Below are 25,625 nucleotides of genomic sequence, written 5' to 3'. Positions count from 1 at the left end.
AGGCGTTAGTTTTTTGTGGGATTTACCTTATAATATGGTAAGTATGTTGCAAGCACATTTTTTGAATTTGGTAAGTAAAAGCGTGAAGATAATTTTAGAGTAATTACGGAGGGCAATAAACGATGAATTTAGAGCAAGCAGTTTTAGATAAGTTGCGGGCATTGCCCCTAGAGCGACAGCAAGAACTTTTAGATTTTGCTGAATTTCTTCAACAAAAAACTATGGCTAAACGACCGCTAAAGAGTGCCAAAGGGTTGTGTGCTGACTTAAAAGTAGATATTACGGAAGAAGACATCGCCCAAGCCCGACAAGAAATGTGGGGAAATTTTCCCAGGGAGATTGTTTGATGCCCTCAGTCGTAGCAGATACCCATACCCTAATTTGGTACATTTTTGAACTACCAAGATTGTCGCCAGCAGCCTTAACAGCATTAGAACAAGCGGTTAATGAGGGAAATTTTATCTACTTTTCCGCAATTACAATTGTAGAAATTTCTTACTTGATTGAGCGAGGGCGTTTGGCAGGCGAGGTGCTGACACGAGTTTTAAATGCTGCGGACGATCCAAATGTGGGGATTATGCTAGCACCTTTAGATCGCAATATCTCGGCAACTATTCAACAAATTGACAGGGCAACGGTTCCTGATATGCCAGACAGGATTATTGCCGCCACTGCTTTATCTTTGAGTCTTCCGTTAGTCACCCGCGACGCAAAAATTCAAGCGTTAACTACTATTCAAACAATTTGGTGAGTATGACAGGAAACTTTCTTCATTCCCTACAGTAATACCTTCGGGTGCGTCGCTCCCCGTAGCTATTTCAACTAGCAGGAAAATCTCACAGCGACGCACCATACAAATAGCAATATTGTGTCACCACACTTCGTTCCCCACAGCAACTCCACTGTCAATCTCATTATGAAGATTCTCAGGCGCGATCGCCTCAACCAACTCCTCAAGGGAATACCGCCGACGAGTTACGGGTTCGATAATTTTCTCAGCGTCAATAGAGGCATCTATTTCCTGAGAGTGGGCTGCATAAAAAGCGAGAACATCGTTCACTTGAGCTTCACTTAAATCATACTCAGCGGCAATTTGGTTTGGCGAAAAATCCCATTTATGAGCTGCAATGACTACTGTTTGCACCCGCAACCGAGTGCCGCGCAAAACGGGAACGATTTCGCCACTAACGCCGCGCACATAGGTGCTTTCAGAAAAAGCGCGATCGTCTGATTTATGCAGCCCCGTGAACTTCATGCTTTTACAATAACAACGGCTCTATTTTAGCTTGTACCTCTTCAATTACATCTTGAGATACCGACTCAACCAATCGAATACCGCGAGCTTTCCAGTCTAAACACTTAATTTGATCTGCAAGAATTACTCCCTGAACTTTTAATCCAGTGGGTAGGATAACTTCAAAAGGATACCCTTTTTGTTGTTTTGTAATCGGCATAAATAGAGCTAAGGAGCTTTTCTCGTTGTAGGAGCGAGGCGACAGCACAAAAGCAGGTCTAAGTCCTTTTTGCTCGTGTCCCTTAGTTGGGTCAAAGTCTAAATAAACGATATCGCCTCGACTCGGAATGTAGGGATTTGATTCTGTCACCAAACTTCGTTCCCCACAGCAACTCCAGTATCAATCTCAGTATGAACATTCTCTGGCGTCATTGCCTCGATCAGCTCCTCAAGCGAATACCGCCGACGAACGATAGGCTCGATCGTCAGCTTGCCATCTATCAAGACAAGCTTCACTTCGGAACCCTCAGCCAAGTTAATCTCTTTAGCTAAATTCTGTGGAATCCGAATAGCAAGACTGTTTCCCCATTTTGCGATCGTCGCAACCATAGCCTGAACCTCTAGTTAGTGATATCACTCTGAGGAATTTACCCTTTCTAAGAGAAAGTATATACAGAGTATCTACAGTGTAGCGACTAAGCGGATGTTTGACAAGCACATAAAATTTGATAAAAAAGGAAATCGCCCCTTCTCTAAAAAAAGCAAGGGGCGATCGACTTTTTAACTCAATCGACTTTTTAACTCAATTAATTAATGACTGTGCCCGTGCCCGTGAGAATGGCCGTGCCCGCCATGAGAATGCCCGTGCTCACCATGAGAATGACCGTGCCCGTGAGAATGCCCGTGCTCCCCATGAGAATGCCCGTGCCCTTCATGAGAATGCCCGTGCTCGCGCTGCGCCGAAGCTAAACTCGGATTAACAGCAACCGCAGTCTCACTCAACAACGCTTCAATCTGCGGATTTGCCCACTCAGCAGCCATTTTCAGAAACTCTGGATGGTCGTTAACGCAAGGCAATTTGCGGTAAGTGACTCCTTTACGCTGTTTCTGCAAAGACTCAATAATGTGGTCTACATCTAACAAAGTTTCGTGATTTTCTGTCGCAAATCCGATCGGCATAAAGATGATCGCAGTTGCACCCAAATCAATCAAATTCTTCGCAGCCAACGTCGCATCCGGCTGTGTCCATTCAATCAGCGGTGTGTCGTGGTTCAGCCAACCCACCGAAATCAAAGGATAGCGATACATCAAACGTTCACGCACGCGATCGTACAAAGCTTGACTTTCCACAATTCCCGAAGTAAAGCCCTTCGCCTTGTGCGGACAACCGTGATTCATCAGCACAATCCCAATCTGAGAAGGCAAATGCGCTACAGCTAAATCGTTCTTAATTTCCTCTTCAACCAAATCCGCCATTAGCTGGATGTAAGCAGGTTCATCGTAAAAAGAAGGAATGTAGCGCTGTCCTTTTACCCAATGTTCCTTACCATCAAAGGTTTGTGCTAAAGCTTTATTCACCTGTTCGACTGCAATGCCGCTGGTGAAAACCGAATCAACTACCAACAGCGGATAAATCAGAATTTTGTCAAATCCTTCTGCTTGAATTTGAGGGATTACTTGTTCCGGCAAAAACGGCGCGCAAAAGTTAAAAGCTTTGAACACTTTTACTTTCTCGCCCCATTTCTCCTGTAAATTCTTTTCAATCCCGGCGCGCTGCTGTTCAAAAATTGCATTGTGCGGCGAAACGAATTGACCGTGTTGGTGACTCCACTCGTGCAAGTCAAAGATTGCTAAAATCTTCGCCAGCGGCGGATAAATCCAAAGCGGTACTGGCGCAAACTTTGCCGTAAGCAAATTTAAAGCTTGTTCGTTGTAGTTGGCAAAATCGTCGTAGCTTTCGACTTCGCCGTAACCCATCAGCAATACAGCAACCCGATCGTTACTTGCGGGTGCTGCAGATGTTTTGAAATCGATTTTTTCTGGAGAAGCAACCACTTTGTATTCCTCAATTTTATTTATTCTAAGAGATCCAGGCAGGATGAAGGGGGAATCGGAGATTTTTCATTGTGTGCGATCGCACGACTGACGTGCGCGGGGCTGATTCCCGGTTTCTTGGCCCATACTTCCCGGTCAAACCTCTTATTTATCCTAGAAACCGGATTGATGAGCATCAGTCCTAAGTCGGTTTTTTGACCTTGACCCGAAATTCGTAGGGCCGCTAAGCTGGCAGGCCTCTTAATTTTCACAATCCTGTTTGTTTAAGCTTTTGTGGGGTCAGCTTCGACGCCGCCGGAAAAGTTAAATCTAAATACAGAACAGCTTAAAACTAGAATCAGCCTTTGCTAAGCTTGACAGGAGATGGGGCAGGGGGGGATAAGTTTCATGTTTTCTTAAGACTCCCTGACCTTGCCTCAGATTAATGCGGTTTGGAGCGTTCCCAGCTTTTAACTTGGGGGGATACTCTTCAAACTTGACTCTATTATAACTTTAACACCCTATCCCCTGGGGTAGTATATGATATAATAGCTATATGATAAAGTTATGTTGCGAACTATATTAACTTTCTTGACGAACTATGAGACTGGTAATTTGCCCCGGAGTCCACGAACCAAAGCTAACCGACTGTTTCCTGACGGGACTTTCGGGGCTTTGGGGACTGGCCGCCGATCGCCAAAACCAGCAAATAGTCGAGCCTGTCAAGATTTTTCCCGCTCATAAATATCCGCCTTTCTCAGCTATTGACATATTGCACTTTTTGTGTAGGGAAGAGTTAGCAGGAGAAAGTCTAGTATTTGTCAGCTTTTCGGCAGGAGTAGCCGGGGCGATCGGGGCGGCTTGGATGTGGCAGCAACTCGGTGGCAAAGTCGGGGCTTTTTTTGCCTTAGACGGTTGGGGAGTTCCTCTGGTGGGCAATTTTCCCATCCACCGAATCAGCCACGATCGGTTTACGCACTGGAGTTCGGCAATTCTCGGTGGCGGTGGAGAAAGCTTTTATGCAGATCCCGCGATCGAACATTTGGATTTATGGCGAGCTCCCCAAACGGCAAAAGGCTGGCACGTCAGCCAAACCGCCGCCGGGATTGAGACTCTCGCACCCACAACCGCAGCGAAATTTTTAGTCCACCTATTGAAACAATACGGAGTCCAATCAGTTGTTTAATCTTAATTTAGAATCCTCAGCGATCGCACCTATGGCCACCATCGCCCGCCTCGACAATTCTCTCACTTCAGCCACAACAAACAGCATCAAACAGTGGTTAATATTTAGTGCCTCAGCATTTTTAGTCTCAATTCCAGTATTCGTGCAAGCACCGTTAGTGCGCTTATATCCAACCATCAGTTTGCTATCAACTATCCCCTGGTTCGTTCTGAGTTTAATTCTAATTTTCCGCCCCAAAACACAACTTTGGGGAGATTTATTATTAGGATTTGCCGGATGCTGGCTGGCAGGTTCTATCTATTGGGGCTGGTTTAGATGGGAACCAATTTTACATCTACCTATAGAATCAATTGGGTTGCCTTTTGCTATTTGGTGCTTGGGCAAATCTTGGGGAAAAGTTGGTGGCTATTTTTACTTGGGTTCGCTATTTGGCACTGCTATTACCGATTTATATTTTTACTTAACAGGCTTGATGCCCTACTGGCGGCAAGTGATGCACGCGGAACCGGAATTAGCTATGCCGATTTTTCAAAGTGCGATCGGTCAAATCGAAACTCCTTGGGGCATAGGCTGTGCTTTAGTTTTAATCGCTGTGTTGCTAACAGTCGGTTTGCTGAGTTTGCGCGATCGAGAACTGCACTGGCGCGCTTTCAGCGGAGCAGTTTTGAGCACTCTTTTAGTAGACGGCTTATTTTGGCTAGCAGCCTCCGCAGCTTAAGATTTATGATTGGTTCCTATGTTGGTAATTTTTGACCGCAGGTGTGGGCGGATTGACGCAGATTAACGCAGATTTTTTGATAGATGTAGTCTTGAGATTCCTGACTTCTTTAAGAAGTCGGGAATTTTGGTATTCAGTGAACAATTATGAGTTAAAATCTAAAATCTAAAATCTAAGAATCCCAAATCAATATCATGTCTTTCATTTCAATTCGCGGTGTAGAACATTATTACGAGTGGATAACGGCAGATAACAGTGCCCAACCCAGCGGCAAACCCGTGATGGTATTTATGCACGGCTGGGCGGGTTCAGCGCGCTACTGGGAAAGCACGGCACGGGCTATTGCTGATGATTTTGATTGTTTGCTTTACGATATGAGAGGTTTTGGTCGATCGCCCTTGCCAAAAGAGCCTGCTGAGTCCAGCTACGAACTCGAAACCTACGCCCGCGACTTAGCTGAATTATTAGAATCTCTGAATTTAAGCCGCGTCTTTCTCAATGCTCACTCCACAGGTGCCTCAATTGCTACTTTATTTCTCAACCTTTACCCCGAAAAAGTAGAAAAAGCAATTCTCACTTGCAGCGGGATTTTTGAATACGATGAAAAAGCATTTACAACTTTTCACAAATTCGGTGGCTATGTGGTAAAATTTAGACCCTCGTGGCTGGCATCCATCCCGTTTGCCGATCGGCTATTTATGGCCCGGTTTTTGCGCCGTTCCCTGCCCACAGAGGTCAGTCTGGCGTTTCTCAAGGATTTTTTAATGGCAGACGAGCAAGCTGCTATAGGTACAATGGTGACAGCCGTCAGCAAAAGAGCCGCCGAGGAAATGCCCCAAGAATTTGCGCGGCTGAGTGTTCCCACACTGCTTGTGGCCGGAGAATTCGACCAAATTATCCCCGCCGTCATGGGAGAGCAAGCAGCCTCCCTCAGCAAAAAAGTAGAATTTGTTATAATTCCGAATACGGCTCACTTTCCGATGCTGGAGGATGCCGCAACATACTTGCAGCGAATTCGAGAATTTTTGCCAGCAGCGGCTTAGCTGAGTTATTGTTCATCTAATGTACGATCGGACAAGCAAGCTTTGAGAACGGCTTTTGCTCCGATCTTAATTTTTAATTCCTAATTTCTTAAAGCGAAAGGTGGTACAATGAACGACCTCGACCAATACTATAAAGTGCTGGGACTGTTGCCGGGAGCTTCCAGAGAAGAAATTAGCCAAGCCTACAAGGATTTAGCGTTCATTTGGCACCCCGATCGCATCCCCAAAGACAATCCCAGACTACTACAGAAAGCTGAAGAAAAGATTAAGGAAATTAATCAAGCTCGCGAACAATTGCGATCGATTCAACCAAGAGGTCAGAATCAGAACGTTCAGCACAAACATACTCAGCACAAACACACCCAGCACCAAAACACCCAGCACAAACACACCCAGCACCAAAACACCCAGCAACAAAACGCTCAGTACAGAAATACTCAGCAACAAACTACTCAGCAACAAAACGCTCAGTACAGAAACACTCAGCAACAAACTACTCAGCAACAAAACGCTCAGTACAGAAATACTCAGCAACAAACTACTCAGCAACAAAACGCTCAGTACAGAAACACTCAGCAACAAACTACCCAGCAACAAAACGCTCAGCAACAAAATACTCAGTACAGAAACACTCAGCAACCCAATACTCAGTACCAAAACACTCAGCAACCCAATACTCAGTACCAAAACGCTCAGCAACCCAATACTCAGTACCAAAACACTCAGCAACCCAATACTCAGCAACCCAATACTCAGTACCAAAACACTCAGTACCAAAACAATCAGTACAGAAATACTCAGTATCCAAACACCCAGCACCAAAACACCCAGCCACCACCGGCCACCCCAAAAGAACCCCGCTACTCTTCTGAACCCTCTTCAGGGAAATATCCTGCAAATTATGCGGGAAACTATGGGGGAAACCCTGCAGGGCCCTATTCAGAGGCGTCCCGCTACCAATCGCAGCCACCGCCATCTCAGTCTTACCGCCAAGCGGGGCCGCAAGCTCCCGATTTGAGCGGTTCCAACTTCAAAGGAGCTTCGTTAAAAGAAAAGGATTTTTCAGGAAGAAACTTGAGCAATGCAAACCTGAGTGAAGCCGACTTAAGTGATGCTTTTCTACACAACGTCAACCTCACAGGCGCGAATTTGCACCAAGCAAACTTGTTCAGGGCTAATTTGTTAGGAGCTTGTTTGATCAATGCCAACTTGAGAGAAACCAACTTAATCGGAGCCGATTTGAGCGGTGCTGACTTGAGCGGTGCTGACTTAACAGGAGCGAAAATCGGTTACGGCGATCGAGTTATGGTCAAACTTACCCGGACTACATTAACAGGTACAATCTTACCCGACGGTACTGTTCATAGCTAAATTATTTAGTTTTTAGTCAGTGGTTGTAGACGCGGGTTTTACCCGCAATATTTGCTGCAACTCCAAACACAAAAAAATCCGCCCTTTGCGAATTTGGGATGAAAACTTATATTCTTTCCGCTAGAACAACCGCAATAAAATTGGTTCGTAGTGAGGGCATTCGTCGTCAGAATTGTATGAGGGCTTGCATTCCTCGCTGCGTACCCATAATGCTTAAATTACTTGACATGATATTACGCGATCGCGATCGCACAAACCGAGTTTTTTTACCCGGTTCAACAACTGCAACGAGGTCTTTTCTTTCATCAAACCCCGTTTCTGTCTCCAACACGGCTAATCGAGATTCATATTACAGCAACTGCCAAAATGGTTCCTGTTCTGTTTTTTTCTTCTTCCTTCTTCCTTCTTACCGACATCCGTTACATCCGTTACATCCTCCGAAAGCGAATCCGTTGCCGAACTTCCTTCCGTTATTAATTACTTCCGCCACGGCGATTGCGTAACTTTCGTCCAGCAGCCAGCATTGCGCCTCCCGCCATCAAACCCCCCACAGTCATCGGTTCGGGAACCGGCTCAGGTTGAACCGTCCCCACAGAACCGCCTTTAATAAATACAGCAGAATCTAACTTCCCATCGCCCACATCTTTAATGCGGATACTGAGAACATTCGTCTGATTTTTCTTGAGCAAACCCTCAAAACCTAAAACTTTAGTAAAACCGTCCAGCTTAATGATGTTAGCAGCAATACCTGTGAAACTTGGGTTGTCAATATAGTCGGGGTGATCTTTAGAGCGATTATATGGATCGGGAACAAGATTATTAATCGTAACTGTTTTTCCGTCGCTCAATTTTGCCAAATTAATGCCGTTCAGCAGCAGTTCAAAATCGTCATTATATTTAGAACCGCCGAACTCAGGAAACTCCTCAGAAGCAAATACATATTGAAAGAACAACTTTTCAACCGTGCTATTAGCAAAAAAGCTGAGGTTTAGCTGAGTCAGATCGCCCTGTTCACCCTTAGGACCAAAGTCCGTGCTTAAATCGCTGTCCTGTGTCGTGAAGTTATCTTTCCGATTCTGACCTGGTATATCGGCGACTCTACCAGTGCTCAGAACAACACCTGATTTCAAACCGAAGGGGTCATTAGTGAAAGTACCAAAAGCAGCCGAATTACCCGTAATTGAAACAGAGAAATTACTCAACCCGACTGTATTAGCCCCCAATAAATTATTTTTTAAAATCTCAGTGTTATTAGTTGCCCCTACCGAAAATGCCATTGCTGGTGCTGCCAACAAACTCAGAGCAGTAGTTAAGGTAGCTGTTAAGCCAGCAATTTTGTGAGTAATTATCATAAATTTTTCCTGGAAGATACAAACCTGATCCAATGCACAACTTCATTTTTACATTATATAAGTATCAATGTCGAGGGCCTTTACAATAACTTTACACATAAGTGTATATACGCTTTTTGGGGCTAATTTTTTTGGTAGTTCTTGGCAATTAGTCAGCCTTTAAACCTCAGCGCAAAAATACGGATGCAAAAATACAGTTGCACAGACTAATAATTTCAGGACTTACGCACTGGAGACAAAAGAAACCGGGTTTTAATACCGTTTGCGCTCTCCAACATGACTAATGACTAATGACTAATGACTAATGACTAATAGCTAATAACTCATGAAAGATGACCTCGCCCAAAAAACCCATACAAGCCCCCGATTCCTGTCGTAGAGAGATCAAAATTTTTGATCCGAGTTCAACATCCCAGATTCATCTGTGGAGTAAATCTAAAATCGTCGAGTCGCCAAAGTCTCGCCCCCCTCTAAAATCTCTAATCGACTGACTGATGACTAAAACCCCCTTGCTTCTCCTTCCCCGCGCCGATCGGCAGCCCCTTCCAACCAACCGTCTGCAGTCAGGACGATCGCATTGGCATTGCCCCAGCCGTCACCTTCGACAATCTGGTGTCCCCGCCGCCGCAACTCCGAAAGCGTCGCAGCCTCAAAACCTCCCCGTTCCACCCTCAGGCGATCCGGTTGCCATTGGTGGTGAATTCTAGGTGCAGAGACAGCCTCACCAACATTCATGTCGTAAACCAACACATTCAACACAATTTGCAACACCGTGGTAATAATCGTGCTGCCTCCGGGAGCTCCCGCAGCGAGGCGAAATTTGCCATTTTCTGTCACGATAATCGGCGTCATGCTCGATAAAGGAGTTTTGCCCGGGGCGATCGAATTTGCCTCCCCGCCCACCAAACCAAACAAATTCGGCACTCCCGGCGCGGCGGCAAAATCATCCATCTCGTTGTTGAGCAAAATTCCCGTACCTGCAGCCACGACTCCTGCCCCAAAACCCCCATTCACCGTAAACGTTAAGCTTACTACGTTGCGCTCTTTGTCAACTACCGTCAGGTGGGTAGTTTCGGGAGACTCCCACAGCAGACGGTTCAAAGTTTCAGCGTCAACAGCCTTTACCTCGCTAGAGGGTCTGGCTTTTGACATTGGGATTTGCGATCGTCTCAATTTGGCATAATTGCTGCTAGTCAAAGCTTTGACCGGTACACTCACAAAATCCGGGTCGCCCAGATACTCAGCCCGGTCAGCATAAGCAATCCTCATGCTCTCCGCCAGCAAGTGCAAAGTATCTGGACTTTGCCTCCCCAACCTCTTGAGATCCGAATCTCCCAGAATATTTAAGATTTGCAACAAATGAACGCCGCCGGAAGAAGGAGGCGACAGGGCGCAAATTTCGTAACTGCGAAAGTTGCCACAAACCGGATTTCGCCAAATCGGCGTATAGTTTTTCAAATCTTCGAGAGTGATAAGGCCGCCGTTTTTAGCCATATCGGCGGCGATCGCCCGCGCAATGTCCCCGGTATAAAAACTCTGCGGATTTTGTGCAATCCGCCGCAAAGTCCGCGCCAAATCCCGCTGCACCAAAAGCTCACCCGGCTGGTATAAAATGCCACCACGAGTAAAAACCTCCCGCGCCACCCGGTTTTTTTTGAACACATCCTGTCGTCGCTCGGTAGCCGTGGTAAACCGCGAACTTACCGGAAAGCCTTTTTCAGCCAGGGCGATCGCCGGGGCCACCACCTGGGCCCAAGGCAACTTACCATACTCGCGGTGCACCGTATAAAGTCCAGCAACAGTACCCGGAATACCCGCCGCCAAATGCCCGTCCCGACTTGCCCTTGGGCGCACCTTACCTTGCTTGTCGAGGTACATATCCCGCGCCGCCCGTTTCGGAGCTCGTTCCCGGAAATCCAGCGCTTGCACAGTCCCCGTTTCGCCCCGCCGCAGGAGCAAAAAACCCCCGCCGCCGATACCCGCCGAAAAAGGCTCCACCACCGAAATAGCCAAAGCCGTAGCAGCCGCCGCATCCACTGCATTGCCGCCCTGTTGCAGCAGGGCCAGCCCCGCAGCGCTCGCCAGAGGGTGAGCTGAAACTGCCATTCCTTGTTTGCTACGCTGTTGCTGCAAGGTTGCCTGTAGCTGCTGCTGGCAGCCACCCAACACCAAGACTGTTAGGCAACAAGTATAAATTTGCACTTTTCTCAAGAAATTGGGCAACATTTTTTACGGGTGAGGCGAGGATTTTTTATAGTATACTTTTAGGAGTATCTTTCTTAAAACCTAGCGGTACTGAGTTCAACCGCAAATAAATTACCTGTTATGGCAGATGGGGAGACGATTTGACCCTGGGAACCTGTCGGGGTACAAGAGGAAGAGAAAAAGCAGAGACAGCTTATGGCAATTTAATAATTAAACAAGTTAGAAAAAGCATCTTTTTTCAGAAAATACTGATTAAAAAAAAATGATGCACGAAGAAAAACGGCGTTGCTGATTTACTGTAGGAAAAACTAAAGATGCAAATCATATAAACATTATTCACAAAAATTCGGAATTTTCAATTGATTTTTTTACATTATTTTTTTACCTAGCCTCATTAAGCAAAGGCCAGCAAAACAATCAGTATTGTAGGTAATTGCTATGGCAATGCAATAAATAGCAGACTTAGCCTAGCAGTTTTTGGGGAGTTGTTCGACTGGTGAGTAAATCAATAAAACAGGATTTACCCAATCTTGCTCTCACGTTGGATTTAATAATTATAATTAGGTTGGTAGTGAGAAATCTAACGTCCTCACTCGCCAGCCCCTGGGGGACGAAAAACCAATTTATGATTAGCGATTAACCGGAATCGAACTGAGTGAATCGATTTGAGATTTGAGACTTCGGCGTGACCCTTCGACAGGCTCAGGGCCCAGACGCTCAGTCGAACGATTTTAGATTAAAGAATTGAAGCATTGACCCCACGGATAAATGCGGGGGCTTGTATTCTGGGTGCTTTCGGTCAGAAACGAGTTTTTTTTGTAGCTGTATAGTTATCAAAAGAATCATTCTGCATGATGCCGGATTTTTCTGGGTAAGTCCTATTTAAGCAAAAAGATGCGATCGAATTTATGACAACTCCAGTCCCCGGAAAAAACCCTCAATCCCTCGCAGCAGTCGCCTTTGTGTCAGACAAATTGCCCGCCAAATAATAGTCTGCACTCCGGGTGCTAAGGGCTGTCCCCTCCTTATGGTAGATAACACTGACCTCGGTAAACCTGTTATATTGGTAGTATGTAGGCAAGTTTCCTGGCTACAGGTACTTGCACGTAAATGAGTTAGAGTGTCTGCTGAGAGACTATACTTCGGCCAAAAACTACCAAACCACACCTTAATGCAAGTTATGAACAGCCAAAAAGTTAGTGTAATCATTCCTGCATTCAATGCTGCCGACACTCTGGCCGAGACAGTTGCCTCCGTACTCAATGGCACCCACAAGAATCTAGAAATTTTAATTGTTGATGACTGCTCTACTGATGCTACTGACAAAGTTGCTGCTAAGCTGGTCGAGCAAGATTCGAGAATTCAATACTTCAGGAATCCCCAAAATTACGGGGTTTCTAAGTCGAGAAATTTAATGATATATCGCGCTACAGGCGAGTATGTAGCGTTTATCGATAGCGACGATACCTGGGAACCCAATAAGTTAGAAGTTTGCTTGAAGATGCTCGCAGACAATCCCGAAGTCAAAGCTGTGGCTCACGCTTTGCGATATTTAGACAAGCACGGTAAGAAGTTGAGTTATATTCCCACCTATCCTACAACTAAAGCAGAAATGCAGGCGATTAAGGAGACAGGCGAAAGTCCTTGGGTTTTCCCGTCTTCTGTTGTAGTCGATCGCTCCATTCTTGTCCAAGAAGGCGGGTTTGCAGAAGATTGGGAGGTAGGAGAAGATACAGAGTTATTTACCAAACTTGCTCAAAAGTACGGCTTGCTAGCGGCGACAGAACCTTTGGGAAATTATAGAATTAGAGGGAAATCTCTCACAGATAAGCACTGGCTGAAAAAGCGCATAGCTTCTGATTGTGTCAAGGAAAACCAACTGCGGCGCTTGCGGGGAGAAAAAGAGTTATCACTCCACGAGTACGAACAGTTATGTTTTAAGAATTTGCCGCTTTGGCAAAGGCTTAACAAATTTAGAGAAGTTTTGGCACTGCACTACATGAGAAAGCTGGGACAAAGTTGGTTAAATCGGGAGGTTTTGCCTACTATTGTTTACGGCGTCGCTACCACCGTGCTCAATCCGCAAGCTACTGTTCACAAGTGGAAATGGATGAAGACTCACGAAAAGTTGAGTCATCAAACCGCAGAAGGTATCAGTCATTCCCCACAATTAAACCCCCAGCGGTCGTCTGAAATCGGGGGGTTCTCCTAAAGGATGTTATAGTTGTATGCGGGTTGAGTCAAGAAATTTGGTGCTGCCAATCAAGCCGAATCGAAGCCGATCGCCCAGAGACTGGTTAATAGGCGATATTGGGGTTTTGAGCCGTATTTGACTCTTAATATCCTGTCGGGTCAATTACCCGCAATACCAGCTACCGCCCCTTGCAGCCGTGCGCTGGGAGACAATATAAAAATTTTTGAAAGTCGCGGATGTCAGCCTTGATTTGTTCGGCCGCCAGGTTCAACCCTCTACAGGGCGCTAATAGCAGCGTTACCCCGCCGTGCTATTTGCTGCGAAAACAGTTACACTAAATATCATAATATAAGTAAAGAGCCAAGTTTTTTGAATGAAAAAATGGGTAGCCCACCCCTTTTTTAGGCAGAAAATAAAAGCAAAAATTTAGCAAAAATTCTGCTTTCTACCTTCAGAGAACGATCGCCTTTTTATTGGGAATTAGATTGAATTTATGGACTGGCAAGAAATTTCGGGCAACTGGGTATTAATTCCTTCAAGACCGATCGCGATCGTACATTTTCTCGGCGGTGCATTTGTGGCGACTGCACCGCAACTCACCTATCGCTGGCTGTTAGAAGCTTTGGGCAACCAAGGATATCTTGTAGTAGCAACGCCGTTTGTCAATACTTTAGATCATATTGCGATCGCCCGCGATGTCCTTAACAAATTTGAAAATGCCCTCGATCGCCTGCGCGGCACTAAATTGCTCAAATCTTCCTATCTCCCCATTTACGGTATGGGACACAGCATGGGATGCAAACTGCACTTGCTGATCGGTTCTGTGTTTGACGTAGAAAGGGCAGGCAATATTCTGATTTCTTTCAACAATTATGCGGCATCAGAAGCAATCCCGATCGTCGAGCAAATTTCCCCTGTCTTTAACGTCGAGTTTACCCCGTCCCCGCAAGAGACTAATCGCCTCGTCCAAGATAGCTATCAAATCCGGCGCAATCTTTTAGTTAAATTTAACGGCGACAACATCGACCAAACCCTGTTGTTGACCAAACTGCTAAAAGCACGATTTCCCGACATGATTACAGTTCAGACTCTGACTGGCAACCATCAAACGCCCTTGGGGCAAGATGTTAGCTGGCCTGTAGGTCAAATTTTTACACCCTTCGATGCGATCGGGCAATGGGTCAAACAAGAAGTGTATCGGGAATTAAATGAATTAAAACGGACAATTCTGCTGTGGCTGAATCCTTTGTCCCGTGTTTAAAACCCGATGAACCCATTAATCAGAAATTTCCTCTACCACTTCCAAAATATCATCTTGATTGTTCGGCCTTGAGACAGGAGTATAATTTTTCACGATCGACAAACAGTTCCGTCCATCAGCCGTTCTCTCGTAACTAATACTGTCTGCGATGTCTTTAATCAATTTTAGACCCCGCCCGCCCGGAGAGTGAATATCGACTTTTTCCGAAATATCTTTGATTTTTTTCTCTAAATCAAACGGATCGCCCCAATCCCAAATTTTAATCTCTAAAGATTCAGCGAACACCGCCACCTGAATGTCAACAGGCAAATCCGCTGGTTTGCCCTTGTGGGCGTGACGCACCGCATTCGTAAAGCCCTCAGCCAAAGCCAACTGACACCGTATCCACACACTTGTAGGAATTCGCGAGTCGTACAATTGTGCAAACCACGACAAAACCCAGCTTAATCCGTTCAGACCTGTATTGACTTGAAGATCCGCTTTTTTTAGCATCGGCAACTTTTCGGAACCCTTTAATTCAATCACGCTCACGACAGAAGTTCTTCATCGGCCGGTGGGCAAAATACAACTCGAAAAAATACGATGAGACAAAATACAACGGCGGCAAAATTGAATGGTAGTTTGAGGATACTAGCTCTGGTGGGCCGTCGATCCCTGTCTAATCCACTAATCGGTTAGTCACTATACTATAAATAGCATTTCCCTGTCAACCAGCGCCTGTGGCAAATAAAAGTCTATAAAAATTTATATTCTGAGTATAAACTGAGTGAAGTTCGATCGCGCCAAATTTAAATCAAATTTTAACGTAAATTGAACTCAACGACCCGCCCTCAAAAGCAATTACCTCGAAAGCGATGCCAATAAACTATACTCAATCTCAGACAAGGGCGCTGACAGGATATATTTTAAATGACCCCCAGACCTTGAAAAACTTGTAGTACCTAAGTGCCCATGTTTCAAATTCTGGTTATTGACGATGATACGGCTGTTCAAGAACTGCTGAGAAGAACCCTGAAAAAACAGGGTTACGAAGTAACAGTAGCAAGCAATGGCGAAGACGGTGTAGCCCAAGCGCAAAAATTGCGTCCGGCGCTGATAATTTGCGATTGGATCATGCCGCGCTTGACCGGCATCGATGTCTGCCGTCGAGTTAAGGCAGATCCGGATCTGTCAACTACACAATTCTTTTTGTTGACTTCTTTGGGTTCGATCGCCGATCGAGTCAAAGGCCTCGACGCCGGTGCCGACGATTTTATCTCAAAGCCGATCGAACTCAACGAATTACAGGCGAGAGTAAGGGCGGGATTGAGGCTGCACCAACTCAGCCGAGATTTGAAAATTGCCAAGCAAAGTCTGGAAGCAGAGTTAGCCGAGGCGGCCGAGTACGTGCAATCGCTGTTGCCAGATCCGATGACGGAACCTTTCAGCATCGAAGCAAAATTCATTCCCTCGCGGCAGTTGGGGGGAGATTGCTTCGACTACAACTGGCTAGATGCCGATTATTTGGCGATTTACTTGCTCGACGTAGCCGGTCACGGTTTGCGGGCGGCGCTGCCTTCTGTGGCAGTGCTGAATTTGCTGCGATCGCGCACGCTCCCCAACATAGACTACTACAAACCCAGCGACGTTTTGCGCGCCCTCAACACCACCTTCCAGATGAGCTACCAAAATGACAAGTATTTCACCATCTGGTACGGCGTTTACAACCGCATTTCTCGCCAGCTAGTTTATGCCAGCGCCGGCCATCCACCAGCCGTGTTGATTTCCCAGTCCCCTGCGAGCACCGCTAAAATCCAGCGATTAAAAACCCCCGGAATGCCGGTTGGAATGTTCCCCGACGCCCCCTATGTCGATAATTGCTGCGATGTCGAGGATTTGAGCACTCTCTACATCTTTAGCGACGGGGTATACGAGATCCACCAACCTGACGGCAATATCTGGGGGCTTGACCCTTTTGTAGATTTGTTAGCAGCTTACAACGGTGCAAGTGCCGACCAGTTAGAGCTGGTTTTGAACTACATTCAAAAGTTGAACGCTAAAGCAGTTTTTGATGATGATTGGTCTTTACTCAAGGTAAACTTTGGCTAGCTGACTTCTTGCATTGCATCTGCGACCAAATAGCAAGAAGGCAGCAGCCAAAAGATTTAGTTAGCTGAGGGAATTTTGCTATTAAAAGCATCGCGGGTCTGAAATATCTCGAAAACTCGATCCATGCTGGTGAGTTCAAATAAGATGCGGATTTGCTCGTTGATAGAACAGACAACTAATTGACTCCCAGCGGCCCGGACTGTTTTGAGCGCCAAGACTAAAGCGCCTAAACCAGAACTATCCATAAATGTCACATCAGTGAAGTCTATCAATACCACATCGGCTCCCGCTTCCACTAGGTCGCTAATCTCTTGGCGGAATTGACTTGCCTTGGTGCCGTCTAAAATGCCAGAGGGCTGAATAATTTTAACTACAGGACTCATATTTTGCGGTGGGAATGTCAGAATTTCTAGCCAGACTAGGCTAGTATAGCTGCGAGATGGACTCCGATCCAAATAAGAGAGGAGGAAAGCCCCAGAGCCTGAGAGCGGGAGAATAGTTTTGAGTACAAAAGATGGTGATCGTCGCGGATCGCAACGCTGATCAGAGTCGCCGCGCTTCGCCGGGAGTGAATTTTGAGAGAGAGACAATCTTGGTTCTGCCGAATGCCCTTCTGCTATTAATCAAACTGGGCTAACTTTGGCGCGGTAGAGCAGTTTGTCGCCTTGTCTGTAGCCGGTGTAGCGGACTTTGACGGGTTCTCCGGGTTCGGCTGTTCCTTCCATGAGCTGGTGCTGTTGGGGGTTGTAGGGAATCTGGGTTCCGACTGGGGCGATCGACTCCACTCCCCAATGCTCCAATAACTGCTCGACGGGCCGCAGCAAGGGCAGTAGTTTCTGAGCCCGCAAGTTGTGATTTTCCTGAGCTTTGCTCGCAGCAGTCGGCCACTGCAACATCCAAGATTCTAAAATTTGCACGCTAGATAGCTGGAATTCCTGCATCAAAGATTCTCGCTGCTGTTCGATCGAAGCTTGCAGGCGCTGATATTCTTGTTCTAGGGCAGTCGGTGGTGCCTGTTCTAACTCTACATAGTCTGGCGTCAAGGTTGCCAGCAGTTCGGGTAAGGAAATTTGCAAAGCTTGACTGATTTTGAGCAGGATGTCGGCTCGGGTTTGCAGGGCTAAGCCGCGACGCAAGCGACTTAGCTGGATCTCGGAAACTCCTGCTTTTTTGCTGAGTTCTCGATCGCTCGAAAGCCCCGCCTGTTCCATCAGGCGTTGCATTTGAGGAGCATAATCTGGAATATTGGCAGTCACGAAAAACTCATCCAAATTAATAAATGGACATATTCTCGATCGTAAACTGTCACGAGCCTTAACGAAATACATTTTTGGGGCGGGCTGTTGGGCCCGCCCCACAAGAGTTTCGCAATTTATTCCGATGCAAGTTCAATTATTGAAAGCTGGCTATTTGACGGCTACTTTTTCGCGGGCGGTGGCTGTTGCAGTTGTCGCAGAACCTTGCAAATGCGCTTCTAGGAACCACAAACGCTTGTCAATTGTCCGCGAAATTTCCGTGTAGAGATCCGCTGTATCGGCGTCGCCGAGTTCGTCTGCTTTGTCGATGGCGACTCGCAGGTGTTGGGCGTAGGGCGCGTAGCGATCTGCCAATGCCGTCACGTATTCTTTGCCGTCTAAAATGTCGAAAGGAAATTCTGGCAGGATTGAATCTGCAGCGGCTGTGCGGGCTGTTCCTACAGCCAAACCGCCCAAAGCTGTGACCCGTTCGGCCACCAAATCGATGTATTCTTCGAGTTCTGTTGCCATTTCGTCAAACAGCAAGTGCAACTGGTAGAAGTCCATGCCTTTAACGTTCCAGTGAGCTTGCTTGACTTGAGTTTTTAAATCCAGAGTCGTTGCCAGCGTGGCGTTTAGCAGCCCGACTACTTGAGAGCGGGTGGCGGCTGACATATCGATGCGGGTGGGGTAAAGATGTTGTTTGTGATTGTTGGTAGTCATAGGTTTTTAGCTTGTTATTAGTGATTGTCGATCGAATATTTGCCTGTTGTGAAATTTCTGTTGAGAGGCTCAGGCCAGGTGCATCTGCAACACGGCACGGGTAGCTCGGCGTACTTTACAGCGGATAGTTTCTAAACCGAGACGCTGGCAAGCTTCGTAGCGGTGGCAACCGGAAAATCCGTAATACTGACCATCTACTTCTAGCACATCGATGGGTTCGTTTAAACCTACCTCGCGGATTGATTCCATGAGGGCGGCGACTTTGGTTTGGTCGTTGACTCGTGGCAGGGGGCGGCGAATCTGGTTGAGGGGTATTTCTTCGATCCTCATGGCGGCTGTCTGTTTTGCTTCTTGTTAAATCATACTCGTTATGACTTCGTTTTGTCAATAAATCTTGGGACTTACGCAAAACCTGGTTTCTGCTGGGAGGGGGTTAGAAAATCCCAACTACTGATATCTGGCCCGGAAGTCCCATACAAATAGCTATGAATGAGTAACACCCAGCACAGGCAGGATTGTTCATGCCTTTCGATAGATCGATCGACCTCAACCTTCTAGGTACAGTAGGAGAAAAGATAAATTGTGGCTTGAAATTATGGCATCCTCCCAACCCCTCAAAGGCATTGAATTGATCGACTGCGCCAAAGCTAACGCCCAACAAGGAATCGCCACAGCCGCGAAGCTTTGTGGCTACGGAGGCGACCTCAACACCTTCGAGCGGGAATTGAAAAAGGCTTGCCAAGACATCGGCGTCGAAGTCAAGGAGTTAAGCGACTTGATTACGGCTCAGCAGATGATGAAACAAGGAATGGGTATTGAAGTCGCTCCAGATACTCCCTCAGAACTCTAGGCTCAATCTCCACCGCACCAGTTTTAGAGCTAAGATTGCCCCGACACCAGTATTTTGAGTCTGCTAGCTGAGGCAGGCTAGAATGTTTTGCATGGGAGCTTCCGACTTTAGCAAGGAGTCGCGTTTTCTCCCGCGAAGAGGGTGCTTTCTGGAGGGTGCTGAGATTGTTAGGAGGACTGTCGTGTCAGATCAGCAAGACCGAATTATGCGTTTGTTTATAGAGGAGGCTAAGGAGCACCTCGATACTCTAGAAAATGGTTTAGTGGATTTAAAGTCCACGATGAAAGACCCCGAAAGCGTCCAAGAGATGTTTCGAGCCGCCCATTCCGTCAAAGGAGGGGCGGCTATGCTCGGCTTAGATAGTATTAAAACAACCGCTCACCGCTTGGAAGATTGTTTTAAGGTGCTCAAGGACGGGCCCGTCAAGCAGGTTGACCAAACGGCAGAATCCCTATTTTTAAAGGGAGTTGATACGCTTAAGGACTTGCTGGGGCGACTGGAGGGGCCTTTCGGCTTGAGGAATGAGGAGGGAGAAAAACTCGTGCAGCAAGTGATGCCTGTTTTTGCTCAACTGGAAACTCACCTCGATAAATTGGCGTCGGGCAAAGTGCAGGCTGCTGCTGGGTCTGGTACGCCCGCCGCTCCAACAGCGGGCGCTGTGCCGGCGAATTTTGCTGTTGAAGTGATGACTTTACTCAAAGAAATGTTGCAGGTGTTCAAGCAGAAAGAATCGGCTGCTAGTCGCTCTGAGTTGACGGCTGTGTGCGTTCGCCTCTATAAGTTGGGAGGTAAAATTGAGACTTGGCAAAATTTAGTTAAAACAGCTAGAGCGGCGATCGTTAATCCCAAAAACTCTTATAAAGTCTTAGCTCCGCTGATTATCAAAGAACTCAAGGAAGCTGGCGATTTGGTACAAGTGGGGAAAGTCAAGACGATCGTTCCGAGTAAAAATTTGCTACTTTTGGCAGCAAGCCCAAAACCAGCAGAGGCAAGTGCCGCCGCAGCCCCAGCCGCAGCGTCGAAGCAAGTAGCACTTCCAGCCGAACCGAAGGCGGTAGTCAAGCTTTTGCTCAAAACTTTCAACAAAAAGCAACTCTCGGAAATCGCCAAGTTACTGGTTAACGCCATCAAATCCTCGAACTAGGAGGTGTTGCAGTAGAAGATAGATTGACACTCCTGGGCCTAAAGGCGTGAGGATTCTTCGTTCATTGACTCAACTTGCCCAGACAAGATTTCTCCAGCCTGAGTAGAGGTCGAATCTCCCGAAGCGTTCGGATTTAAGATCCAGGTTCCTACATGACCTGTAGTACCCAAGGCTAGATTCAGGATATTTCTAGCCGCATTCCAATCTCTATCTAATTCAAGTCCACATTCGCAAATGTGGGTTCTAGTAGATAGAGATTTTTTTACGACCGTGCCACAGTTAGAGCAGTTTTGAGTAGTGTACGCAGGGTTAACAGCTACCGTTATTTTCCTAAGTTTAATTCCAAAATGCTCTAACCATTTCCTGAATTGATACCAACCTGCATCATTAATCGACTTGGCAAGACAATGGTTTTTAACCAGGTTTCTAATCCTCAAGTCTTCATAGGCGACCAAATCGTTAGATTGGATTACGCAACGCGCTATTTTCTTAGCGTGTTCTTGACGCTGCCTACTTATTTTGAGGTGTGCTCGCCCTAATCGATTAATGGCTTTCTTTCGATTGGTAGAACCTTTCTTTTTGCGAGAAACCCGGCGCTGTCGAGACTTCAACCGCTTCTCACTTTTTCTGTAAAATCTAGGGTTCGGTTCGCTATGACCGTTGCTATCAGTATAGAATTCTTTGAGTCCAACATCTAAACCGATTGTTCTACCTGTGGAATTTGTATCGACCTGGAGATCGAGCCTTATTACAAATTGGACGTAGTAACCGTCAGCACGGCGAACTAATCTCACCCTCTTGATTTGGTCTATTTGGTAGAAGTTTAAATCCCAAGTCCCTTTCAGTTTCAACTTGCCAATACCCTTTTTGTCGGTAAAGGTAATTTGCTTGCGCGTCTGGGAAAGCGCCCACCCCGAAGTTTTGTACTCAACTGAACGAAAGTTTTTCTTAAACTTTGGATAGCCTTTTTGACCGGGAACCTGGCGCTTGCAATTGTCGTAAAACCGAGCAATTGAATTATAAGCCCGCTCAACCGAGGCTTGACAAGCATGGGAATTCAAAGTTTTGACAAACGGAAATTCCGCCCTCAGCGCTGTATTGTAGCGATAAAGCTCTTTCTGCCCAATGCCTCTGTTGTCCATCCAGTAACGGATGCACTTGTTGCGGACAAACTGAGCCGTTCTAATCGCCTCATCTATTGCAGCGTATTGAGTTGTTTTTCCTTTGACTTTAAATTCCAGAACGATCATTTGACGTGGAAAAACTCTACGGCAATAGTCTAGCACGAAAAAGTCGCCCGCTTATGGGCGAGGCTTGAAACCCATTTTTTGGTCAAAGCAATATTTCTGAGGGGAATAATTTTCAGGAGGGTGCTGGCAGCCTGAGTTGAGCAGCAACTCGAAAAAATTCACTCTTTCGAGATTTTTGCGCTCTACCTTCTACTGTTGGGCAACCCTGCGTTAGAATGAGTGGATATGTAGGCGTGCAATATTGTACCAGAATTAAAAATCGAGCAGGCTTTATAAGGCGGTAGCTGTGAAACCAATTCGTTCATTAGAAGATGCTTTAAACCGCTGTCAGGCGATGGGAATGCGCTTGAGCCGCCAGCGTCGATTTATTCTAGAACTTTTGTGGGAGGCAAAAGAACACCTCTCGGCTCGCGAAATTTACGATCGCCTCAACCAACAAGCGCATTCGATCGGGCATACTTCTGTTTATCAAAATCTAGAAGCTTTGTCGAGAGCAGGGATTATTGAGTGCATAGAACGCTCGGAGGGACGCTTGTACGGCAATGTCAGCGATTCTCACTCTCACGTCAATTGTCTTGATACGGCTCAGATTCTAGACGTTCATGTGGAATTGCCGATCGACTTGATCGAGTTAATCCAACAGCAAACGGGTGTCAAAATTGTAGACTACCGGATAGATTTCTACGGATATCGCTCGGCAGAGTCCGCCACGGAAGCATCGAGTGTCAGCGATACGCCAAAGGCTTCGTAACGGATCAAGCAGCGGCTGTTGGAAGCAAAACCGATCTTTGTGATCGGCCAGTCGGTCGTATAAAATAATTTAAGTATTTTGCTGGGTTCTATCGGTTTTTTTGAGCGTCGCCCGCCGGAATTCGGCACAGTAGAAAAAAAATTAAAACAGAAAAATGAAACTCGATCGGCAAGTTTGGCGATCGGGAAGAAAATTTACGACTAAACCCAAAAAATCACTCCTACCCCCTACAGGTAAAAGTGTAGACAAAATCCGGTTTAACACCCCTTTTATTTTTTAATCGGCTTGGAGGGGAGCAAAATTTGTGCATTATTGGTTTCAACCGCTGAGTCCGATAGTGGAATTTCTGACCCGGATTTAATATGAGAGCTTAGTTGAATCCCTCCCACAATTCATGTGCAGAGTCAATTCAAAAATCAAAAATCAAAAATCAAAAATCAAAAATTGATAGACTGACGGGGCTTTATACTGTTTTTTCTGCTAAACGCCCCCCGGATCTGTCAATAACTGTGTGATAACTGGTATGATTTACGTGCTTCGAGAGCCTAAAATACTCGGAAGCAACCAGTGGGGCTGGACACAAACCTCACTATAAAACGCCGTAGAGGGAAAGATTGCCAGTACCTTGAAGGAAGTTCTCGATCTCCTTAACAGGACTCAGAAGCCGACATCACAATCTATAGATTTGATGTGGGAGTGTCACATGAAGAGTGCGCATTACAGGACAGGCTGAAGTAATGGCGAGACGACAATCTGACCAATTCCACACACCACCGCAATACAACCCATCCCCTAAACCAACGGCACAGTTCAGTGCAGAGGCGACAGGCGATGCGAGTTCCTCATTAACGGCGCTGCCGACCGAGGGAAAAAGAACTTTTTGGCAGTGGCAGCTAATCTGGCTGAGTCTCCTGGTGGGATTTGGAGTAACGGGTGCCGCTGCATTTCTGTGGTTGCTGACGATGCCGCCACCGCCGAATTGCCAGCAACTGTCGCCGCTGGCGGCGGACGGAGAGCGACTTTACTGCGCTCAACAAGCTGCTAAGTCGGGGAAGCTAGAACAGCTAGAATCGGCAATGGCATTGGTGCAGGCTTGGCCGAAAGAACATCCGCTATACTCGCAAGGTCAACATTTGATAGGGGAATGGTCCAAGGCCATTCTGGGATTTGCCAGGGCAAAAATTGAGAGGGGCGATTTAAAAGGTGCTCTGGAGATTGTGGCGAAAATTCCGAAAACCAGTCGGTCTTACCCCGAAGTAGAAGAGGCTGTGACTGCTTGGGAAAAAAATTGGCAGGAGGGCCAAAAACTCTACGATACAGCCCTAGCAGCTTTGAAAAGTGAGGATTTAAGGAAGGCTTGGGATTATGCTCAAGCTTTGTTCAAGCTGGAAAATATTTTCTGGAGTCAGAAGCGTTACAACGAGCTGATCCAGCAGATTTCTTTGGAAAGAAACGGCTGGCAGCGCTTGCAAGAAGCTAGAGATTTGGCGAAGGACGAGACTCCGCAAAAGTTCGCTGAGGCGATAGTCCTGGCTCGCAAAATAGACTCGCAGCTTTTTGCCCGCGCTAAAGCTGAAAAGGAAATTGAGGGATGGAGCCGGACTTTGCTGGCAATGGCTACTAAGCGGTTGGGGGCGAAAGACCTGCCGGGGGCGATCGAGGCTGCTTCTGTTGTGCCGCAGGATTCCCCGCTGTTTGCGGAAGCTCAAGATTTGATGCAGTTGGGTAGGGCTCAGGCAGTGACGTGGAACCAGTCGATATCAACTCCGCTGCCGCAACACATTTTTAGCTTGCTGGAAGGGCAGGGGGCTGCTAGCCAAATTGCTCCGGGTCGCCCTCTGTATAAGCAAGCTCAAGTTCAAATTGAAAATTTGCAGGTGCAGTTTCAAGATTTGCTGCGTCTGCAAGTGGCCAGCACGATCGCTAGTTTCGGTCAGATAGGGACGTTTGGACTCGCGATCGAGCAAGCGCAAACCATCGGAATCAAGCAGCCGCGGCGGATTCACGCTCAAACTTTGGTGGCTGCTTGGCGCCGCGAAATTCAGCGGATCGAAGACCAATCTTTTCTGACTCTGGCGAAGCAGTTGGCCGAACCGCAAACGGTTGAAGGACTCAAGGGCGGCATGGCTCAGCTACTCCTGATCGCTCAAAACCGCCCCCGCAGGATAGAGGCGCAAACTCTCTTGGCTCAGTGGACGAAACGCATAGAAGTTATTCAAGATCAGCCTTTTTTGGATGAAGCGATCGCCCTGGCGAAGCAAGGAAAACTTAGTGCTGCTATTGAAAAAGCTTCGGCAATTAAGAGCGGTAGGACTTTGTACGCGAAAGCTCAGGATAATGTCTATCAGTGGGTGAGCGAACTGCAAGTTGCTCAAGACAGACCGATTCTCGATCGAGCTGCGGAATTGGCATCTCAAGGCAGTCTAGGAGCGGCGATCGATACGGCTTCCCAAATCGGTTACGGTAGGGCGCTGTATTCAGAGGCTGCTGGTGCGATCGGGCGCTGGAGTGCTGAACTCAGAGCCAACAGTGCGCCGCCGGAACCCGCTCGCGATTACGCGCCGGAACCCGCTCGCGATTACGCGCCAGCTCCGCGACAGGAGGAGTACGCGCCAGCTCCGCGACAGGAGGAGTACGCGCCAGCTCCGCGACAGGAGGAGTACGCGCCAGAGCCAGAGCCTTACTATCCGCCTGCCAGACAAGAGGCGCCGGCTCCCGAACCTTACTATCCACCTGCTAGGGAACCAGAACCTTACTATCCGCCCGCGAGAGAGCCGGAACCGGAACCTTACTATCCGCCCGCTAGGGAGCCGGAACCTTACTATCCGCCCGCGAGAGAAGAGGCCCCGGCTCCGGCTCCGGAACCTGCTCCTCCGGCTCCGGCTCCGGAACCTGCGCCGCCCTCGATTCCTGAATCGGCTGGGCCTCCTGATGCTAATTTGCTGCCCGAGTAATTGGGTGTTCGCGCGATCGGTCTCTAAAATCT

27 protein-coding genes and 1 pseudogene are annotated in these 25,625 nt (G+C 47.1%); 14 read left to right on the top strand and 14 right to left on the bottom strand.

From position 1 onward, the window contains the following. The first annotated feature begins 122 nt into the window (after nucleotides 1–122). Together NDI35_RS15775 and NDI35_RS15770 are read left to right on the top strand one after the other, a co-directional pair. Nucleotides 123–347, top strand: a complete 225-nt coding sequence (locus NDI35_RS15775; RefSeq protein ID WP_190735817.1) for a DUF2281 domain-containing protein — start codon at nucleotides 123–125, stop codon at nucleotides 345–347. Then, on the top strand, nucleotides 347–751 hold the full coding sequence (locus tag NDI35_RS15770) for a type II toxin-antitoxin system VapC family toxin (RefSeq protein WP_333141637.1): 405 nt from the start codon (nucleotides 347–349) through the stop codon (nucleotides 749–751). The genes NDI35_RS15775 and NDI35_RS15770 overlap by 1 nt, the downstream gene beginning before the upstream one ends. Before the next feature lie 120 nt (nucleotides 752–871). Here NDI35_RS15770 and NDI35_RS15765 read toward each other — a convergent pair whose 3' ends face one another. The 5 genes from NDI35_RS15765 to NDI35_RS15745 all read right to left on the bottom strand — a co-directional run bounded on the left by NDI35_RS15765 (nucleotide 872) and on the right by NDI35_RS15745 (nucleotide 3,540). After that, entirely contained in the window at nucleotides 872–1,255 is a 384-nt protein-coding gene (locus NDI35_RS15765; protein ID WP_445313555.1) for a DUF433 domain-containing protein, read from the bottom strand. A 4-nt stretch (nucleotides 1,256–1,259) separates the two neighbouring features. Further along, nucleotides 1,260–1,604 (bottom strand): endoribonuclease MazF, encoded by a 345-nt coding sequence (gene mazF / locus NDI35_RS15760; protein ID WP_445313554.1) that lies wholly within the window; start codon nucleotides 1,602–1,604, stop codon nucleotides 1,260–1,262. Continuing rightward, nucleotides 1,601–1,843 carry an AbrB/MazE/SpoVT family DNA-binding domain-containing protein gene (locus tag NDI35_RS15755; protein ID WP_445313553.1) on the bottom strand — a complete coding sequence of 81 codons (243 nt, stop codon included), beginning with the start codon at nucleotides 1,841–1,843 and terminating at the stop codon, nucleotides 1,601–1,603. The genes mazF and NDI35_RS15755 overlap by 4 nt, the downstream gene beginning before the upstream one ends. A gap of 201 nt (nucleotides 1,844–2,044) precedes the next feature. Continuing rightward, on the bottom strand, nucleotides 2,045–3,289 hold the full coding sequence (locus tag NDI35_RS15750) for a ferrochelatase (RefSeq protein ID WP_445313552.1): 1,245 nt from the start codon (nucleotides 3,287–3,289) through the stop codon (nucleotides 2,045–2,047). 20 nt (nucleotides 3,290–3,309) lie between these two features. After that, complete coding sequence (locus NDI35_RS15745) at nucleotides 3,310–3,540, bottom strand: hypothetical protein (protein ID WP_445313551.1); 231 nt, start codon at nucleotides 3,538–3,540, stop codon at nucleotides 3,310–3,312. 329 nt (nucleotides 3,541–3,869) lie between these two features. On the opposite strand from NDI35_RS15745, the gene NDI35_RS15740 reads away from it, so the two are divergent. From NDI35_RS15740 to NDI35_RS15725, 4 genes are all read left to right on the top strand, one after another. After that, nucleotides 3,870–4,454 (top strand): hypothetical protein, encoded by a 585-nt coding sequence (locus tag NDI35_RS15740; protein WP_445313550.1) that lies wholly within the window; start codon nucleotides 3,870–3,872, stop codon nucleotides 4,452–4,454. Then, nucleotides 4,447–5,172: a DUF3120 domain-containing protein gene (locus tag NDI35_RS15735; RefSeq protein WP_445313549.1), complete on the top strand. Its 726-nt coding sequence runs from the start codon at nucleotides 4,447–4,449 to the stop codon at nucleotides 5,170–5,172. The genes NDI35_RS15740 and NDI35_RS15735 overlap by 8 nt, the downstream gene beginning before the upstream one ends. Before the next feature lie 194 nt (nucleotides 5,173–5,366). Next, complete coding sequence (locus NDI35_RS15730) at nucleotides 5,367–6,215, top strand: alpha/beta fold hydrolase (protein WP_445313548.1); 849 nt, start codon at nucleotides 5,367–5,369, stop codon at nucleotides 6,213–6,215. Between the two features lie 108 nt (nucleotides 6,216–6,323). Beyond that, nucleotides 6,324–7,586 (top strand): pentapeptide repeat-containing protein, encoded by a 1,263-nt coding sequence (locus NDI35_RS15725; RefSeq protein ID WP_445313547.1) that lies wholly within the window; start codon nucleotides 6,324–6,326, stop codon nucleotides 7,584–7,586. A gap of 166 nt (nucleotides 7,587–7,752) precedes the next feature. On the opposite strand, the gene NDI35_RS15720 is transcribed toward NDI35_RS15725, so the two are convergent. The 3 genes from NDI35_RS15720 to ggt all read right to left on the bottom strand — a co-directional run bounded on the left by NDI35_RS15720 (nucleotide 7,753) and on the right by ggt (nucleotide 11,164). Further along, entirely contained in the window at nucleotides 7,753–7,917 is a 165-nt protein-coding gene (locus NDI35_RS15720) for a hypothetical protein (protein WP_445313546.1), read from the bottom strand. Between the two features lie 142 nt (nucleotides 7,918–8,059). Next, a complete protein-coding gene (locus NDI35_RS15715; RefSeq protein ID WP_445313545.1) occupies nucleotides 8,060–8,938 on the bottom strand; it encodes a choice-of-anchor L domain-containing protein in 879 nt (292 codons plus the stop codon). A 498-nt stretch (nucleotides 8,939–9,436) separates the two neighbouring features. Beyond that, nucleotides 9,437–11,164, bottom strand: a complete 1,728-nt coding sequence (gene ggt / locus NDI35_RS15710) for a gamma-glutamyltransferase (RefSeq protein ID WP_445313544.1) — start codon at nucleotides 11,162–11,164, stop codon at nucleotides 9,437–9,439. Between the two features lie 1,159 nt (nucleotides 11,165–12,323). On the opposite strand from ggt, the gene NDI35_RS15705 reads away from it, so the two are divergent. Next, nucleotides 12,324–13,355, top strand: a complete 1,032-nt coding sequence (locus NDI35_RS15705; RefSeq protein WP_445313543.1) for a glycosyltransferase family 2 protein — start codon at nucleotides 12,324–12,326, stop codon at nucleotides 13,353–13,355. A gap of 475 nt (nucleotides 13,356–13,830) precedes the next feature. Further along, nucleotides 13,831–14,598 carry a DUF1350 family protein gene (locus NDI35_RS15700; RefSeq protein ID WP_190733552.1) on the top strand — a complete coding sequence of 256 codons (768 nt, stop codon included), beginning with the start codon at nucleotides 13,831–13,833 and terminating at the stop codon, nucleotides 14,596–14,598. Between the two features lie 15 nt (nucleotides 14,599–14,613). On the opposite strand, the gene NDI35_RS15695 is transcribed toward NDI35_RS15700, so the two are convergent. Continuing rightward, complete coding sequence (locus NDI35_RS15695; protein ID WP_445313569.1) at nucleotides 14,614–15,123, bottom strand: ATP-binding protein; 510 nt, start codon at nucleotides 15,121–15,123, stop codon at nucleotides 14,614–14,616. Between the two features lie 426 nt (nucleotides 15,124–15,549). Between NDI35_RS15695 and NDI35_RS15690 the strand changes: the two genes are divergently transcribed. Further along, nucleotides 15,550–16,686, top strand: coding sequence for a PP2C family protein-serine/threonine phosphatase (locus NDI35_RS15690; RefSeq protein ID WP_006632014.1), 1,137 nt, complete (start codon nucleotides 15,550–15,552; stop codon nucleotides 16,684–16,686). A gap of 56 nt (nucleotides 16,687–16,742) precedes the next feature. On the opposite strand, the gene NDI35_RS15685 is transcribed toward NDI35_RS15690, so the two are convergent. The 4 genes and pseudogenes from NDI35_RS15685 to NDI35_RS15670 form a co-directional block, all read right to left on the bottom strand. Then, nucleotides 16,743–17,069, bottom strand: a complete 327-nt coding sequence (locus NDI35_RS15685; RefSeq protein WP_445313542.1) for an STAS domain-containing protein — start codon at nucleotides 17,067–17,069, stop codon at nucleotides 16,743–16,745. Between the two features lie 240 nt (nucleotides 17,070–17,309). Beyond that, entirely contained in the window at nucleotides 17,310–18,014 is a 705-nt protein-coding gene (locus tag NDI35_RS15680) for a helix-turn-helix domain-containing protein (RefSeq protein WP_445313541.1), read from the bottom strand. Nucleotides 18,015–18,092: 78 nt separating this feature from the next. Then, nucleotides 18,093–18,644, bottom strand: a complete 552-nt coding sequence (gene dps, locus NDI35_RS15675) for a DNA starvation/stationary phase protection protein Dps (protein WP_445313540.1) — start codon at nucleotides 18,642–18,644, stop codon at nucleotides 18,093–18,095. 69 nt (nucleotides 18,645–18,713) lie between these two features. Then, a pseudogene (locus tag NDI35_RS15670) lies at nucleotides 18,714–18,983 on the bottom strand (ParB N-terminal domain-containing protein); the annotation flags it as partial. A gap of 256 nt (nucleotides 18,984–19,239) precedes the next feature. On the opposite strand from NDI35_RS15670, the gene NDI35_RS15665 reads away from it, so the two are divergent. Next, nucleotides 19,240–19,494 (top strand): hypothetical protein, encoded by a 255-nt coding sequence (locus NDI35_RS15665; protein ID WP_190656149.1) that lies wholly within the window; start codon nucleotides 19,240–19,242, stop codon nucleotides 19,492–19,494. Between the two features lie 82 nt (nucleotides 19,495–19,576). Beyond that, on the top strand, nucleotides 19,577–20,638 hold the full coding sequence (locus tag NDI35_RS15660; RefSeq protein ID WP_445313539.1) for an Hpt domain-containing protein: 1,062 nt from the start codon (nucleotides 19,577–19,579) through the stop codon (nucleotides 20,636–20,638). A gap of 38 nt (nucleotides 20,639–20,676) precedes the next feature. On the opposite strand, the gene NDI35_RS15655 is transcribed toward NDI35_RS15660, so the two are convergent. Beyond that, entirely contained in the window at nucleotides 20,677–21,888 is a 1,212-nt protein-coding gene (locus NDI35_RS15655) for an RNA-guided endonuclease InsQ/TnpB family protein (RefSeq protein WP_445313538.1), read from the bottom strand. A gap of 286 nt (nucleotides 21,889–22,174) precedes the next feature. Between NDI35_RS15655 and NDI35_RS15650 the strand changes: the two genes are divergently transcribed. From NDI35_RS15650 to NDI35_RS15640, 3 genes are all read left to right on the top strand, one after another. Then, nucleotides 22,175–22,639 (top strand): Fur family transcriptional regulator, encoded by a 465-nt coding sequence (locus NDI35_RS15650; protein ID WP_445313537.1) that lies wholly within the window; start codon nucleotides 22,175–22,177, stop codon nucleotides 22,637–22,639. A gap of 78 nt (nucleotides 22,640–22,717) precedes the next feature. Then, nucleotides 22,718–22,843, top strand: coding sequence for a hypothetical protein (locus tag NDI35_RS15645; protein ID WP_445313536.1), 126 nt, complete (start codon nucleotides 22,718–22,720; stop codon nucleotides 22,841–22,843). 533 nt (nucleotides 22,844–23,376) lie between these two features. Beyond that, complete coding sequence (locus tag NDI35_RS15640; protein WP_445313535.1) at nucleotides 23,377–25,593, top strand: hypothetical protein; 2,217 nt, start codon at nucleotides 23,377–23,379, stop codon at nucleotides 25,591–25,593. The last annotated feature ends 32 nt before the right edge of the window (nucleotides 25,594–25,625 follow it).

It is taken from the genome of Microcoleus vaginatus FACHB-2002 (assembly GCF_040004035.1).
Lineage (GTDB): Bacteria > Cyanobacteriota > Cyanobacteriia > Cyanobacteriales > Microcoleaceae > Microcoleus > Microcoleus vaginatus_C.
This window is presented reverse-complemented; position numbering and strand designations above follow the sequence as displayed.

Coding starts and splice junctions, on each gene's coding strand:
- NDI35_RS15775 (WP_190735817.1), top strand. CDS start 123: ATGAATTTAGAGCAAGCAGTTTTAGATAAGTTGCGGGCATTGCCCCTA.
- NDI35_RS15770 (WP_333141637.1), top strand. CDS start 347: ATGCCCTCAGTCGTAGCAGATACCCATACCCTAATTTGGTACATTTTT.
- NDI35_RS15765 (WP_445313555.1), bottom strand. CDS start 1,255: ATGAAGTTCACGGGGCTGCATAAATCAGACGATCGCGCTTTTTCTGAA.
- NDI35_RS15755 (WP_445313553.1), bottom strand. CDS start 1,843: ATGGTTGCGACGATCGCAAAATGGGGAAACAGTCTTGCTATTCGGATT.
- NDI35_RS15740 (WP_445313550.1), top strand. CDS start 3,870: ATGAGACTGGTAATTTGCCCCGGAGTCCACGAACCAAAGCTAACCGAC.
- NDI35_RS15730 (WP_445313548.1), top strand. CDS start 5,367: ATGTCTTTCATTTCAATTCGCGGTGTAGAACATTATTACGAGTGGATA.
- NDI35_RS15725 (WP_445313547.1), top strand. CDS start 6,324: ATGAACGACCTCGACCAATACTATAAAGTGCTGGGACTGTTGCCGGGA.
- NDI35_RS15715 (WP_445313545.1), bottom strand. CDS start 8,938: ATGATAATTACTCACAAAATTGCTGGCTTAACAGCTACCTTAACTACT.
- ggt (WP_445313544.1), bottom strand. CDS start 11,164: ATGTTGCCCAATTTCTTGAGAAAAGTGCAAATTTATACTTGTTGCCTA.
- NDI35_RS15705 (WP_445313543.1), top strand. CDS start 12,324: ATGAACAGCCAAAAAGTTAGTGTAATCATTCCTGCATTCAATGCTGCC.
- NDI35_RS15700 (WP_190733552.1), top strand. CDS start 13,831: ATGGACTGGCAAGAAATTTCGGGCAACTGGGTATTAATTCCTTCAAGA.
- NDI35_RS15690 (WP_006632014.1), top strand. CDS start 15,550: ATGTTTCAAATTCTGGTTATTGACGATGATACGGCTGTTCAAGAACTG.
- NDI35_RS15685 (WP_445313542.1), bottom strand. CDS start 17,069: ATGAGTCCTGTAGTTAAAATTATTCAGCCCTCTGGCATTTTAGACGGC.
- NDI35_RS15680 (WP_445313541.1), bottom strand. CDS start 18,014: ATGTATTTCGTTAAGGCTCGTGACAGTTTACGATCGAGAATATGTCCA.
- dps (WP_445313540.1), bottom strand. CDS start 18,644: ATGACTACCAACAATCACAAACAACATCTTTACCCCACCCGCATCGAT.
- NDI35_RS15665 (WP_190656149.1), top strand. CDS start 19,240: ATGGCATCCTCCCAACCCCTCAAAGGCATTGAATTGATCGACTGCGCC.
- NDI35_RS15660 (WP_445313539.1), top strand. CDS start 19,577: ATGTTTTGCATGGGAGCTTCCGACTTTAGCAAGGAGTCGCGTTTTCTC.
- NDI35_RS15655 (WP_445313538.1), bottom strand. CDS start 21,888: ATGATCGTTCTGGAATTTAAAGTCAAAGGAAAAACAACTCAATACGCT.
- NDI35_RS15640 (WP_445313535.1), top strand. CDS start 23,377: ATGGCGAGACGACAATCTGACCAATTCCACACACCACCGCAATACAAC.